The sequence below is a fragment of the Streptomyces hyaluromycini genome (assembly GCF_002217755.1).
Classification (GTDB): domain Bacteria; phylum Actinomycetota; class Actinomycetes; order Streptomycetales; family Streptomycetaceae; genus Streptomyces; species Streptomyces hyaluromycini.
Genome location: NZ_BCFL01000030.1, coordinates 1 through 13,330, shown reverse-complemented (window position 1 = coordinate 13,330; position 13,330 = coordinate 1). Strand labels below are relative to the sequence as shown.

General features: G+C 69.1%; 12 protein-coding genes and 1 pseudogene. 3 read left to right on the top strand and 10 right to left on the bottom strand.

What is annotated here, in order from left to right; translation table 11 throughout:
• Window positions 1–195: 195 nt before the first annotated feature.
• The 4 genes from SSP29_RS40425 to SSP29_RS40410 all read right to left on the bottom strand — a co-directional run bounded on the left by SSP29_RS40425 (window position 196) and on the right by SSP29_RS40410 (window position 4,546).
• Window positions 196–1,014: a carbohydrate ABC transporter permease gene (locus tag SSP29_RS40425; protein ID WP_089105940.1), complete on the bottom strand. Its 819-nt coding sequence runs from the start codon at window positions 1,012–1,014 to the stop codon at window positions 196–198.
• Window positions 1,011–1,916 carry a carbohydrate ABC transporter permease gene (locus tag SSP29_RS40420; protein ID WP_089105939.1) on the bottom strand — a complete coding sequence of 302 codons (906 nt, stop codon included), beginning with the start codon at window positions 1,914–1,916 and terminating at the stop codon, window positions 1,011–1,013. The genes SSP29_RS40425 and SSP29_RS40420 overlap by 4 nt, the downstream gene beginning before the upstream one ends.
• Before the next feature lie 41 nt (window positions 1,917–1,957).
• Window positions 1,958–3,241, bottom strand: a complete 1,284-nt coding sequence (locus tag SSP29_RS40415) for an ABC transporter substrate-binding protein (RefSeq protein WP_089105938.1) — start codon at window positions 3,239–3,241, stop codon at window positions 1,958–1,960.
• 270 nt (window positions 3,242–3,511) lie between these two features.
• On the bottom strand, window positions 3,512–4,546 hold the full coding sequence (locus tag SSP29_RS40410) for a substrate-binding domain-containing protein (protein WP_245883490.1): 1,035 nt from the start codon (window positions 4,544–4,546) through the stop codon (window positions 3,512–3,514).
• A 237-nt stretch (window positions 4,547–4,783) separates the two neighbouring features.
• On the opposite strand from SSP29_RS40410, the gene SSP29_RS40405 reads away from it, so the two are divergent.
• Window positions 4,784–7,051, top strand: coding sequence for a glycosyl hydrolase family 95 catalytic domain-containing protein (locus SSP29_RS40405; protein WP_089105937.1), 2,268 nt, complete (start codon window positions 4,784–4,786; stop codon window positions 7,049–7,051).
• 78 nt (window positions 7,052–7,129) lie between these two features.
• Here the strand turns inward: SSP29_RS40405 and SSP29_RS40400 are convergent, their stop codons facing one another.
• From SSP29_RS40400 to SSP29_RS40385, 4 genes are all read right to left on the bottom strand, one after another.
• Complete coding sequence (locus SSP29_RS40400) at window positions 7,130–8,128, bottom strand: LacI family DNA-binding transcriptional regulator (RefSeq protein WP_245883489.1); 999 nt, start codon at window positions 8,126–8,128, stop codon at window positions 7,130–7,132.
• Between the two features lie 286 nt (window positions 8,129–8,414).
• Window positions 8,415–9,020 (bottom strand): ester cyclase, encoded by a 606-nt coding sequence (locus SSP29_RS40395; RefSeq protein ID WP_089105935.1) that lies wholly within the window; start codon window positions 9,018–9,020, stop codon window positions 8,415–8,417.
• A gap of 124 nt (window positions 9,021–9,144) precedes the next feature.
• Window positions 9,145–10,323 carry a luciferase domain-containing protein gene (locus tag SSP29_RS40390; protein WP_089106125.1) on the bottom strand — a complete coding sequence of 393 codons (1,179 nt, stop codon included), beginning with the start codon at window positions 10,321–10,323 and terminating at the stop codon, window positions 9,145–9,147.
• A 12-nt stretch (window positions 10,324–10,335) separates the two neighbouring features.
• A complete protein-coding gene (locus SSP29_RS40385) occupies window positions 10,336–10,965 on the bottom strand; it encodes an NADPH-dependent F420 reductase (RefSeq protein ID WP_167450120.1) in 630 nt (209 codons plus the stop codon).
• 104 nt (window positions 10,966–11,069) lie between these two features.
• Here SSP29_RS40385 and SSP29_RS40380 point away from each other — a divergent pair, with 104 nt between their 5' ends.
• Window positions 11,070–11,537 carry a MarR family winged helix-turn-helix transcriptional regulator gene (locus SSP29_RS40380; RefSeq protein WP_167450119.1) on the top strand — a complete coding sequence of 156 codons (468 nt, stop codon included), beginning with the start codon at window positions 11,070–11,072 and terminating at the stop codon, window positions 11,535–11,537.
• Between the two features lie 236 nt (window positions 11,538–11,773).
• Here SSP29_RS40380 and SSP29_RS58860 read toward each other — a convergent pair whose 3' ends face one another.
• Window positions 11,774–12,229, bottom strand: a complete 456-nt coding sequence (locus SSP29_RS58860) for a zinc-binding dehydrogenase (protein WP_167450118.1) — start codon at window positions 12,227–12,229, stop codon at window positions 11,774–11,776.
• A gap of 25 nt (window positions 12,230–12,254) precedes the next feature.
• Here SSP29_RS58860 and SSP29_RS58855 point away from each other — a divergent pair.
• A pseudogene (locus tag SSP29_RS58855) lies at window positions 12,255–12,817 on the top strand (IS5 family transposase); the annotation flags it as partial.
• Here the strand turns inward: SSP29_RS58855 and SSP29_RS40370 are convergent.
• Window positions 12,809–13,330: nucleotidyltransferase family protein (locus SSP29_RS40370; RefSeq protein WP_107436343.1), on the bottom strand; the 522-nt coding region annotated here is incomplete at its 5' end. The pseudogene SSP29_RS58855 and the gene SSP29_RS40370 overlap by 9 nt on opposite strands.

Genomic DNA, 13,330 nt, shown 5'->3' with positions numbered 1-13,330 from the left:
AGAACCGCGCGAGTGGTCGAAGAGGTCGCGGAGGCACCGCCGACCGGGAAGGGAGTGGGCCCGGACGCCCGTCCGGCGGTCACGGGGAGGCGGACACGCCGGACCGCGTCGCACGGGGGAGTCGGCGCCTTTCGGCGTCCGGGCCCAGAACGGGGTGGCGTCCCGGTTCGGCGAACCCGGCGGGACGCGGCACCGTTACTTGCCGCCGGCTCCCATCAGACCCGCGACGAGGGCCCGGCGGGCGAAGAGGTAGACGACGAGGATGGGGACCGCGGACATCAGCACCGCGGCCAGCAGGGCCGGCACGTTCGCCCCGTACTCGGAGACGAAGTTGTACAGGCCCAGCGTCACCAGCTTGTTGTCGTTCGACTGGGTCATGATCAGCGGGAACAGGAAGCCGTTCCACGCCTGGAGGGCCGTGAAGACGCACGTGGTCGCGATGGCCGACCTCGACATCGGGACGACCAGCGTCAGCAGGGTCCGCGCCGGGCTCGCGCCGTCCAGGGCCATGGCCTCGTACAGCTCGTTGGAGATGTCCCGCATTCCGCCGCTGAGGACCAGCACGCTCACCGGCAGCGCGAACGCGGCGGTGGGCAGGATGATGCCCCACAGGGTGTCGTAGAGGCCGAGGTTGTTGATGATCAGGAAGAGCGGGATGATCACCGCCTGCGAGGGGATCGCCAGGCCCAGCAGGAACAGGCGGAAGACACCCTTGGTCATCCAGCCCCGTCCGCGCACCACGGCGTAGCTGATCGGGACCGCGAGCGCCAGCACGATGGCGACCGTGGCCACCGCGACGACGACGGTGTTCCAGATGTACTGCAGGAAGCCGCTGTCCAGGACCGTGCGGAAGTTGTCCAGGGTCACGGCATCAGGGATCGAGACGGGGCCCTTGTCTGTGTACTTCGTCTGCGGCTGTACCGCCGTGTTCACCAGCGCGTACAGCGGGACGCCGATGATCAGCAGCCAGACGAGGGCGGCGGCGCCGGCGAGGTAGTTCGGGCGCGTCCTCACAGCCCCTCCATCGTGCTCGTCATCTTGTCGTACCCGCTGAGCTTCGTGAGGAGGACGGAGGCGCCGGTGGCGAGCACCAGCAGGAAGCTGGCGATGGCGCTCGCGTAGCCGTAGTCGTATGTCCGGAAGGCCGTCTGGTACATGGAGAACGGCAGGATCGCCGTGTCGGTGCCGGGGCCGCCGTTGGTCAGCAGCAGGACGATGTCGAAGGCCGTGAGGCCGCCGACGACCATGAAGATGGTCGAGGTGATCATCGTGTTCCGCAGCTGCGGCAGTGTGATGTGGACGAACTGCCTGACCCGCCCCGCGCCGTCGATCGAGGCCGCCTGGTAGAGCGTGTGCGGGATGGCCCGGGCGGCGCCCTGGTAGAGCAGGCTGTGGAAGGGGACGAACTGCCAGGTGGTCACAAGGACCAGGCAGGCGATCGCACCCTGCTGGGTGCCCATCGGATTGCTACCGAACAGCCACTCGAACTTGGCCGGCAGGCCGAAGTTCGGGTCCAGCAGCTGGCGCCACATGATGGCCGTGGCCGCCGTGGACAGCAGCAGCGGCAGGAAGAACACCGCCGACAGGATCGCCCGGTTGCGCTGGTGGCCGGCCGCCCAGACGCCCAGCAGGATGCTGACCGGCGCCTGTACCACGATGTTCCCGATCAGCAGGACCCCCGTGACCGTGGTGGACTGCCAGACCTGGCTGTCGCCGAAGAACCGCGACCAGTTCGCCGCGCCGGTGAACTGCGGTGGGTTCAGGCCGTCCCAGTGCGTGAAGGAGAGGTAGAGCACGCCCACCATCGGGGCGACGGCGAAGACTAGGAAGAACAGCAGCCCGGGAACCGCCCAGGCCACGCCGGGCCGCTCCAGGGTGGGCGGAGCGGCCCGGTCACGTACCCGCTGCTTGCGCATGGGCCGTGAAGTCGTTGCGGAGACCACGTGGACGCGCCTTCCTACTTCTTGATCGCCAGAACCGCGCTGACGAACTGCTCCGGCGAGCTCTGCCCGTTGAACAGCTTCTGGATCTCCGTCAGCAGCGGCGTGCCGAGGGTGAGGCCGAGCGCCTGGTCCCAGGACTGGGTGAAGGAGGGAGCCTTCTGCACCAGGTCGTACTGGAACTTGGCGTACGCCGGGTCGGCCGCCTTGGCGAGGTACTGCGCGGCGTTGGAGGTGACCGGCACCTCGCCCTTCTCGACCAGTCCCTGCACGTAGCTGTCGCTGTAGGTGGTCTTCAGGAACTCCGTCGCGGTCTGCTTGGCGGCGGAGGTGGTCACCGAGAGGTAGTTCGTGGGGTTGCCGACCACGTTGCCGGCATCGCCCTTGCCCCCCTCCACAGAGGGGAAGGCCACATATCCCAGGCCGTTCTTCGCGAAGTCGGGGGCCTCGGCCTGCTGGGTCGCGTACTCCCACGAGCCCATCAGCACCATCGCGGCCTTGCCCTTGTTGAGCAGGGTGGTGGTGCCGCCGGGGCCGTAGGCGACCGATCCGAACTTCTTGCCGAAGGCGCCGCTGTCCACCAGCTCCTTGATCATCTGTGCGGTCTTGAGGATGGCCGGGTCCTTCCACTGCGACCAGTCGCCGCCCTGGATCTTGTCGAACAGCTCCGGCCCCGCGAGGCGGTCGACGAGGTACTCGACCCACATCAGCTCGGTCCACGAGGAGCTGGCGTTGCCGGCGAGCGCGAAGGGCGTGATCCCCTTGCCCTTGAAGACCTTGACCAGGTTCTGCAGCTCGGCGTAGGTCGTCGGCGGCTCGACGCCGGCGTCGGCGAAGAGCTTCTTGTTGTAGAAGAGGAACACCGGCTGGGTGCCCCGGCAGGGGATGCCGACCAGCTTGCCGCCGACCTTGCCCGCGGCCAGGGCGGACGGCAGGAAGTGCGACTCCAGGGCCGTGTCCAGCGTGACCAGCTTGCCGGCCGTGACGTAGTCGTTCAGGCTGCCGCCGCCCCAGCTGAAGAACAGTCCGGGCATCTTGGCGGAGCCCATTGCGGTCCGCAGCTTGTCCTTGTACCCGTCCGTGGCGATCACGGTCATGGTGACCTTGCCCTTGCCGGCGGAGTTGAAGGTGTCCACCGCCGTCTTCTGGACCGAGTTGGTCGGGTCCTGCAGCGTCCAGAAGTCCACGTTGCCCGTGGGCGAGGACGTGGAGCTGCCGGACGAGCCACAGCCGGCCACGGTGACGCTCAGCGTGGTCGCCGCCGTCGCGGTGAGAAACCATCTCCGGGACACACTGTTCATCGTTGAACACCTTTCGAGTCGGCAGGATCCCCTTCACGGATGTGCCGCACCCGGCAGGCCGTCCCGGGCCTGCCCGCGGTGGGGGATCTGAGTCGATGGCCACGACCGTCAGGTGCTGTTGCGCAAGTGTTGCGGTTCCGTTGCTCCTGCGGTTGAGCTGGCGTCGGTCACGTTAAGCGGCGCAATTCGGCCGCGGCAATATCGGAGCGAAATCAGTTCCGAAAGACTTTCGAAGTGCGAGGGCTTGCGGAACCGGGCTCACGTTCGCCCCTAATTCCCGGTTTCGGGCGACGCCGTCGACATGCGCACGACCAGTTCCGTCGCGAGTTCCCTGCGCATCGTCGCCGGAGGCCTGCCGTCGGCGAGGTGCAGCAGCACACGCGTGGCCTCCTGCCCCAGTTCCCGGAACGGCTGCCTCACGGCACTCAGCGGCGGCGAGGCCATGGCGGCCACGAGGGTGTCGTCGAACGACATCACCGACAGCTCGCGCGGCACGGCGATGCGCAGCTGCCGGGCGGCCTCCAGAGCGCCGAGCGCCTGGACGTCACTCGCGGCGAAGAGGGCCGTCGGCCTCTCATCCCGCACCAGCACGCTACGGGCGGCACCAAGGGCCTCGCCGTAGTCGAAGTCCGTCGGCCGCACGAGCGCGGCGTCGTAGGGAATCCCGGCCTCCGCCAGGGCGGCCCGGTAGCCGTGCAGGCGCGCGGACCCGGCCAGGGAGTGCGCCCGTCCGGCCAGCATGCCGATCCGGCGGTGCCCGAGGTCGATCAGGTGCTGGACGGCGGTGGTCGCGCCGTGCCAGTTCGTCACCCCGACGCTCGGTATGTCCGCCGACGGCGCGTTGAGGGGATCGACGAGCACCACCGGCAGCCGCTGGTCCAGGATCCGGCGCTCGTCCCGCTCGGCGAGAGCGGAGATGACGATGACGACCCCGAGGGCGCCCAGCTTCGGGCACTCTTCCAGCCACTGTGCGATGGAGCGCCGGCCCGTCGTGCCGACGGTCGTGTGGACACCGATGTCGGCCGCCGACTCCACGATGCCGCGGACCACTTCCAGGGTGTACGGTCCGGCCAGGTCCCGGAACACCGCCAGGATCTGCCGCGGCCGACGGGCCTCGGTCTCCCATGTGCGGACATAGCCGCGTTCGGTCAGCAGCGCTTCGATGCGGGCCCGCGTCGCCTCGGACACGTCGCGTCGTCTGTGGACGACCTTCGACACGGTCGCGGCCGAGACGCCTACCTCTTCGGCTATCGAGGCGAGAAGCCCGTACTGGGTGTTCCGGCGAGACCTGGCTGGGCCCGTCACTGCGGCGTGGACCTCCCCTTCGGCCTCCGTTGGCCTGCTCTGAGTGTGTGCTGAGTGAACGTACACGCCGGTTCGATCACGGCAGGCCCGGGCAGAGCGCCGAGAGCCCCGGACACCTGCGGAAATGCGAGAACTCAAGGGGTGCGAAAGTCTTTCGCGACCCGAGCGGCCACCTCTTGTAGGCTCCCCCGCAGCCTGTTCGAGCCGCTCAGGCACGTTACGTCCGGGAGGCCGGGAATGCCGGTGCACAGCATCCACGACACACAACCCGCCGACCGCTGGGAGGACGCCTTCCTCTCCGGCAACGGCGAGTACGGAATCATGCTGTTCGGGCATCCCCACCGGGAGCGGATCGTCCACAACCACCACCGTTACGTGCTGCCCAACGAGTCCCTCGGGATGCGGCCGCCGGCCGTCGCCGACCGCCTTGAGCACGTCCGCGACCTGATGTTGGCCGGGGAACGGGAGCGTGCGCAGCGGGAGTTCTCGGACGGCAGGGCGATGGCCTGGACGCAGTCCTTCCACCCGGGGCACGTGCTTCATCTGGACGCGGCAGCCGGGGAAGGCCCGGTGGAGCACTACCGCAGGGTCACCGACTTCGCCACCGGTGAGGTGCGGGTCACCTGGTCCGACGGGGAACGGGAGTGGGCGCGGCGGGCGTTCGTGTCGCGCAGCGATGCCGTCGCCGTCGTCGAGATCACCGGTCCGCGACTCGACCTGGTCATACGGCTGTCCGGAGAGTTGTCGGGCCGCCCGGCCGAGGTCACCTTCACGACGTCCGCCGAGGTCACCGGGGACGGCGAGGCGTCACTTGCCGTCGTGGGAGAGTATCCGCCCGGTCCCGGCGCGGCGGGATTCACCGGTGTGACCCGCACGGTCGTCACGGGCGGCCGGGTCGCGGCGGAAGGGGACACCGTCCGTGTCGAAGGAGCGACGCGCATCGTTCTGCTGACCCGGATGGACCGGTCGGCGCCCCTCCCCCGCATCGACGCGCTCCGTGCGGTCCTGGCTGAACTGCCCACCGATTACGACGAGTTGCTCTCCCGCCATGCGCCCGTCCACGGCGAGCTCTACGGCCGCACCGAACTCGACCTGGGTGTTCCCGACAGCGACCGCGGCCTCCCGGTGGGCGAGCTGATCGCCCGTGCCGACACCAAGACGCTGGACGGCGCGCTGGTCGAGGCGCTGTTCCACTCCGGCCGCTACCTGCTGCTCAGCTCCAGCGGGGTACTGCCGCCCCGGCTGACCGGCCTGTGGCTGGGGGAATGGGGCGCCGCCTGGTCCGGCGACTACACCACCGACGCCAACATCAACCTCCAGATGGCCGGGGCGGTCCTCACCGGTATGCCCGAACTCATCGCGCCGTATGCCGCGCTGATCGGCGGGCAGATCGACGACTGGCGCACCAACGCCCGCACGATCTACGGCACCCGAGGGATCCTTGCCCCCAGCCGGACGGACGGCGAACACGGGCTGCTCTTCCACCTGAACGACGACTGGCCCTGGACCATGTGGCTGGCGGGCGCCGACTGGCTGCTGTTCCCGCTGTACGAGTACTGGCAGGCGACCGGCGACGACGGCTTCCTCGCCCGCACCCTCGCCCCCTGGCTCGTCGAAGCCGCCGTCTTCTTCGAGGACTTCCTCACCCGCGAGGACGACGACGGACACGTCGTCCTGGTCCCCTCCTACTCCCCCGAGGTCGGCCCTCGCGACGGGCGGGGCATGTCCGGGGTGAATGCCACCATGGACCTGGCCGCGGCCCGGCACGCCCTCACCACCGCCGCCGACGTCTGCACCCGCCTCGGCATCGAGGAGGCCGCGGTCGGCCGCTGGCGCGCGCTGGCGGAGCGGCTGCCGCCCTACCGCGTCGACGGGCAGGGGGCGCTCGCCGAGTGGGCGTGGCCGGGACTGGAGACCGCCGATGACCACCGGCACGTCAGCCACCTCTACCCGGTGTGGCCGCTGCACGACATCACCCCGGACGACACCCCCGACCTGGCGGCCGCCGCTCGCGAAGCCCTGCTGCGACGTGGTGACGAGAACCTCTCCGCGCACGGCAGCCTGCACCGCGCCCTGGTCGCCGCACGCCTGAAGGACAACGAGACCGCGAAGGAGAACGTCCTCAAGATCGTGGGCCGCAACATGGTCTTCCGGTCGCTGATGACCTCGCACAACCCCGATCTGGAGACCTACAACGCGGACGCCGCCCACTGTCTGCCGGCCGTGGTCATGGAGATGCTGCTCGACTCCCGGCCGGGGATCGTGGAACTCCTGCCCGCCCGGCCCCCGGAGTGGCGGTCCGGCAGCCTGCGCGGCCTCGCCACACGTGCCGGGGTCAGCGTCGACGAGCTGACGTGGGATGTGTCCGAGGGCCTCGCGAAGGTGGTTGTCACATCGCCACTTGAGCGGGACATCGTCCTCGTGTGCCGTGACGGCTCGGACCAGCGGCAGACCGTACACCTGCTGCCGCACGTCCCCACCACGGTGACCGTCCCGCTCGCCTGACGCCTCAGGGGCGGGCAGGCGCGGGAAGCCCGCCCTCGGGGCATCCGCAACGGTGCAACGTGTGCACCCGTCGATCACTCACTGTGTTTCGACTCGACTGCGCACCGACGTCGATGTGCGCAGCACCAGCTCCGTCGCCAGCTCGATCCGGGACGACGCGGGCGGTCGACCCGCTGCGAGTTGCACGAGCACCCTGGTGGCCTCGGCGCCCAGCTCCTCGAACGGCTGGCGCACCGCGCTCAGTGGCGGACAGGCCATGGCCGCCACGAGGGTGTCGTCGAAGGACATGACCGCCAGGTCCCCGGGAACGCTGAGCCCGCACTGACGGGCCGCTTCCAGGACACCGAGCGCCTGCGCGTCACTTGCCGCGAAGACGGCGGTGGGCGGATTGCCGGAGCGCAGGATATGCAGGCTGGCGACCAGCCCTTCTTCGAAGTCGAAGTCGGTCGAGCGCACGATCGCCGAGTCGTACGCAATCCCCGCCTCCGCCAGAGCGGCCCGGTAGCCATGCAGCCGCGCTGCCCCGGCCAGTGAGTGCGAACGGCCCGCGACCATGCCGATCCTGGTGTGTCCGAGGCCCAGCAGGTGTTGCACCGCCTCCCTGGCCCCGTTCCAGTTCGTCACCCCGATGCTCGGGATGTCGTGGCCCGGCGCGCTGAGCGGGTCGATCAGCACGACCGGCAGCCGCTGTTCGACGATGCGTCGCTGATCCTCCTCGGCCAGCATGGAGATCACGATGATCAGCCCGGCCGCGTCGAGCGCCACGCACTCCTCCAGCCACTGGGAGATCGAACGATGACTGGTCGTCCCGGTCACCACGTCCAGGCCCAGTTCGTCCGCCGCGTCCACGATCCCACGGACGACTTCCAGTGTGTACGGCCCCGACAGGTCACGGAACACCGCGATGATCTGACGCGGCGCCGCGGGATCGGGTTCTCCCGGGCGGACGTACCCGTGGCGTGCCAGCAGGTCCTCGACCCGGGCGCGCGTCGCCGCCCCCACGTCGGCACGCCGGTGCACCACCTTCGACACGGTGCTGAGCGACACCCCCGCCTCGCTGGCGATGCTGGTCAGCAAACCGTACTGCGCATCCCCGCGCGCGCTGCCCCGACCTGTCACTCGTACGCCTCGCCTTTGAGCTGCCACACGAAACTTCGCCGCCAGCCAACAGGACGAAAGGCCCGGTGGCAAGGCTGCTGCATGGACTGTGGCCATCGCACCGCGTGGCTCTCGCTCGCCGTGGACCAGCGCCCCGGACGCCGCGCAGCCGGGCTCCGACGTTCCACGCGCACGGGCCGCCGCCCTGCCCCGCGGGCGGAGCCGACCGGGGCGGAACTGCCCCGGCCGGTCCGCTCTCACCGGTTCAGCCGAGGCCGATCTGGGAGTAGAAGGTCTGGTTGTCCCAGAACAGGAACTCCTCGTCCATGGTCCCCCGGCGGTTCCAGATACCGACCGTGGCCATGTTGATGGCGTACTTCTTGCCTGTCGGCTGGATGAAGCCGCCGTTCCCGTCCGGCATGGGGCGGGTGAAGGTGCCCTCCATCACGCCGGTGACGCAGGTCAGTTCGTTCTTCGCGACCCGCAGCGGGTGCGAGTGGATACGGGTGTCGGGTGCCCACACGAACATCGCAGCGAGGTCGGCGATGTGCTTGTCGATGCCGTCGGTGTAATGCCCGTCGGGCCAGTGCACGCGGATGTTCTGCGCGTGGCTCTCCCCCAGGCGCGACCAGTCGGCGTGGGTGAACACCTCGAAGTCCAGCTCGTCGAAGGTCTCCAGGTGGCTGCGTTCGGCACGGGTCAGGTTGTGCGGGTAGGGCGGGTTCGGCACCGGCGTGGTGGCCGGGTCCGGCAGCAGACCCGGGTACTGCGTGGCCGCCTGCGCCAGACTTTCCCCGCTCGTGACGGCGGTGATGGCGAGCGCGCCGAACGCGGCGGCGGCTCCACCCTTGAGCATGGAACGACGCTCCATGGTGTGTCCTCGAATCTCGTGATGAACGCTCGTGCGAGCGCTGATGGTGAACCTGCGGATACAGGACCCAGGCCGTGACGGCCCGGTCGGAATGTGGCTGTGTGCGGGAAACCCCGGCGCTCTGCTAGGCGGCGGCCGGGGCGAACTCCCCGGTGGCCCAGGCGTGGCTGGTGCTCACGATCACGGTGACGACGCCGAGTTCACGCTCGTCACGAGGTCCGTAGACCAGCACCATGCCCGGAGTGAGCCTGATCCCGGCGAGTGGATGGGCCACGGCCCAGCCGTGCCGGATCACGTCGGCTGCCAGGCCGACCGGCAGCGCCACGTGGAGTGAGCCGTCGTGTCCGGGGTGCAGGTGAGCGAACTCCCTGGCCCTTGGCACGAGGAATGCCTGCGCAGGACCGGTGGTGGGGGCTTGCGTGAGCATGAAGCCTCGCGCACCCGGCACGGAGATCGCCGACTGTCCGGTTTCGACGCCGACGAGGGCGCTCAGCCGGGCGAACAGCTTCTCCTGCAGTTCCGGTGGCGAGTTGTCCGAGATCTGCTGTTGGGGAATCGTCACAGTGACGCGCGGCCGCGGCCCGTCCCGGTCGGGAAGCCCCTCGGAGAAAGTCGGCCAGCGCGCCGGCTCTCTGCCGGGAAATCCATGACGGGCCAGGTAGTCGGCCCGCTCCGCGAGCCAGCCGGCCAGGCCGGCCAGGGCGCCGGGGGCCATGGCGTGCCCCACGGGATCCCGCCGGGCGACCGTCGGCGCCCCGGACTCCTCGGTCAGGTAGCGCCAGGTGCGGTCGAGGAGTTCCCGCGGGATGACATGGTCGTGCTCACCCTGGGCGACGAACACCGGCACCCCGGTCAGCCGCGCCGAAGCCGTGGGCACCGCCGCGTCGAACGGCAACGCGCCGTAAAGGATCGCGGCTCCGGCGAAGCGCTCCGGGTTGTCCAGCACGAGGCCGCCCGCGAACGCGGCGCCGCCGCTGAAGCCGACGAGCACAACGGGGCGGCCGGGTGGGGCGATCTCGTCGAGCCAGGCGTTGAACCAGTCCATGGCCGCCCGCAGGGAATCCGGAACCGGGCGGCCGATACCGCGGTTGGCGAACCAGGCGAATCCCGGCCCCTCGGCGATGGGTGCACGGACCGCGGCGTACGACAACTCCGGAGGCAGTGCGTCGGCGAGCATCATGATCTCGGTCTCGCGCGAGCCGCGGCCGTGCAGCAGTACGACGAGCGGAGCCACTGCGTCGCCTCGGGTCACCGCGATCGGCGCCCCGAACGGGGAGTTCGATATGTAGGTGTCAGTGGTCATCATGGGCACCCTTCAGCCGGTCGGGCCGAGCAGTGCCCACCCGGACTGCCATGCCCAGCCCTGGGTCGCGTTCAGGGAGATGTTCAGAAAGGCCATCTCCTCCAGGGCGCGGGCCATGCGCAGCCCACCCGCGTCGATCGGCTCGAAGCCGAGCGAGGACGCGAACTCCGCGACGTTCTTCTTCGCGTCGACATCGTCACCGGCGTAGAAGAGGTGCAACGGGATGCCCTGCTCGACGGGGTTGCCGAGGCGTCCGGCGAAGACGGTGTTGAAGGCCTTGACCACGGGCGTGTTCGGCAGGTGCCGTTGAAGGGTCTGCGCGGCTGTGGTCTCCTCGATGTCGAGGTCGGTGAAGGTCGCGTTCAGTGGGTTGGTGGCGTCGACGACGACCTTGCCGCTCACCGCCGGCGCCAGTTCGTCCGCGACGGAGGCCACCGCGCCGCCAGGTACGGCCAGCACCACGAGGTCGGCGCCGGTCACGGCGTCCACGTTGTTCGCCGCGGGACGCGCTCCCGTTTCGGCCGCCACAGCGGCGGACTTCTCCGGACTGGTCGCCGACACGGACACCGTGTGCCCGGCGGCGACTGCGGCCTTGCTCAGAGCGGAGCCCACGTTGCCCGCTCCGATGATCGCGACATGCACGACAGCCTCCAGTTACTTGACTAGTCAGATATTGACACAGTAACTATCGATGCTTGATGGCGCAATATCTGACTGAGCAATCTTTTACGGGTAGGATTGTCAACATGCCTTCCGCGACGCCCATCGACGATCCCCTGATCACCACGTTCGGCCGCCTGGCCGAGGCGTACAGCAGGCTGGAGCAGTGGCTCGGATCCGCCATGGAGTCCGAGGCCGGGCTGCCACACGTGTGGTTCGAGGTGCTCATCCGGCTGGCCCGCTCGGAGGGAGAACAGCTGACGATGAGCTCCCTGGCCGACCAGATCGCCCTCACCACCAGCGGCGTGACTCGGCTGGTGGACCGCATGCAGGTGGCCGGATACGTCGAGCGGCGCCCATGCCCCACCGACCGGCGCGTCTCCTACGCGGGCATCACCGCCGCCGGGCACGACGTGCTCGACCGAGCGGCCGTCGTGCACGCCCGCAACCTGCGAAAGGCCTTCGGCAGCTTCACCCCGCAGGACCTGACCGCACTGGACACGGCACTGGACCGCGTCCGGGAGGCGGCGTCCAGGCTGCCCCGGCAGCCATGACATGCGCGCCCGGCCGCCGGGACACCGGGACACCGGGACAAGATGAACCCGGCGCGAGCACCGAGGGCTTCCTGAACCGCCTCGGTCACCTGGTACCTGATGTTCACGTGCGTCATGCCCAGGCCTTGGTTTCCTGGAGGATCACTTGCTGGGCACATTGCACTCAGCGGAGTCCTGTCTCGCGGTGAATGCTCCACGGCGCTCCCCCGACCGACCGGACAGGCGGTTTCCGAAGGTCAGAAGACGACCACCGGCTTGACCGTGACGCCGGAGGCGGAGTCCGCGAAAGCGGTGTTGATGTCGTCGACCTTGTAGTGCTGGATGAGCTTGTCGAGGGGGAAGCGCCCCTGCTCGTACAGCTCGACCAGCCGTGGGATGAACAGCTGGGGTACGGAGCTCCCCTGGACGACGGTCTTGAACGTCCACCCCTTCACCAGGGACTGTCCGATCTCGAACGGCGCCTCAGTGCCGGGAGCGGCGGCTCCCACCAGGGCCAGCGTGCCCCGGATGGACAGTGCGCCGACCAGCGGAGCCAGCACTCCGGGGATGCCCGTGGTGTCGAGGATGTTGTTGACGCCCCTGCCGCCCGTGATCCGCATCAGTTCGTCGGCGACGTCGGCATTGCGGCCGTTGATCGTATGGGTGGCGCCGAGCTCCTTCGCCAGTTCGAGGCGGGAGTCGTGGACGTCCACCGCGACGATCGTGGTGCAGCGGCCGAGGTTGCACGCCGCCCTATTGTCCGAGTTGCGCCGCGCGGACCGGCTGGACCTGGACGACTGTGCCGTGGACGGCTCGCACGTCCGAGCTCTGAAAGGGGGGATCACGTCGGGCCCTCGCCTGTCGACCGCGCACGTCCCGGCTCGAAACACCATCTGATCGTCGACCGGCACGGCACCCCACTCGCCATCACGCTCACCGGTGGCAACCGCCACGGCGTCACCCAGCTCCTCCCGCTGTTGGAGGCTGTGCCGCCGATCCGGGGCCTGCGAGGACGGCCTCGCCACAAGCCCCAACGGGTGTATGCCGACCGGGGCTACGACATCGACAAGTACCGCCGCTTGCTGTGGAAGCGCGGCGTCAAACCGTTGATCGCCCGACGCGGTGCCGCTCACGGCTCCGGCCTGGGCAAGGTCCGCTGGGTGGTCGAGCGCACCTTCGCCTGGCTGCACCAGTTCAAGCGCATCCGTGTCCGCTACGAACGGCGCGCTGACCTCCACGTCGGCCTGCTTCAACTCGCGTGCAGCATCATCTGTCTGCGTCGACTCCGCGCATCATGTTGAGGCAGGCGTCAGGGTGGTGGGCTCGGAAGGCCAGTCGAGCACGGTCAGCTCGGGCCACTGCTGCCGCCAGCGGGCGGTTTTCGTCTCGTACACCTCGCGCGGAGCAAGCACTGGATTGGGTCGGACGACGAGATTGAACACGTCGGCAAGCCCATGCGGTGCATAGACGCGCCACTGCCCATCCACTTCCAGGCGAACGCCCAAGCAGCAGGTAGTAGCAGCGAAGCTGTCGATGGCAGCCTCGGTGGAGGCATAGGGAGCACACGCGACGCCGAACTTCTGCTGGTACCACAGGTGGACGCGGGCCTCGTTACGGACCTCGACCTCTGCCGGCAAGCCGGCGAAGGCATCGTCGGCGGCCTTGATCACAGCGTCCTCCGCCTCCCACGACAGATCGTGATCGTCGAAGTAGAAGACGTCGTAGTCCTTGATCCCGCTGGTGGGGTGCCTGTCCGTGGCCACGTTCCAGACGGTTTGGAACAGGCAGCCTGCCGTCAGGTACCAGCCCGGCAG

Excerpts from the sequence above, each read along its gene's own strand:
- SSP29_RS40380 (WP_167450119.1), top strand. The coding sequence starts at position 11,070 with ATGCCTTCCGCGACGCCCATCGACGATCCCCTGATCACCACGTTCGGC.
- SSP29_RS40405 (WP_089105937.1), top strand. The coding sequence starts at position 4,784 with ATGCCGGTGCACAGCATCCACGACACACAACCCGCCGACCGCTGGGAG.
- SSP29_RS40420 (WP_089105939.1), bottom strand. The coding sequence starts at position 1,916 with ATGCGCAAGCAGCGGGTACGTGACCGGGCCGCTCCGCCCACCCTGGAG.
- SSP29_RS40415 (WP_089105938.1), bottom strand. The coding sequence starts at position 3,241 with ATGAACAGTGTGTCCCGGAGATGGTTTCTCACCGCGACGGCGGCGACC.
- SSP29_RS40395 (WP_089105935.1), bottom strand. The coding sequence starts at position 9,020 with ATGGAGCGTCGTTCCATGCTCAAGGGTGGAGCCGCCGCCGCGTTCGGC.
- SSP29_RS40390 (WP_089106125.1), bottom strand. The coding sequence starts at position 10,323 with ATGACCACTGACACCTACATATCGAACTCCCCGTTCGGGGCGCCGATC.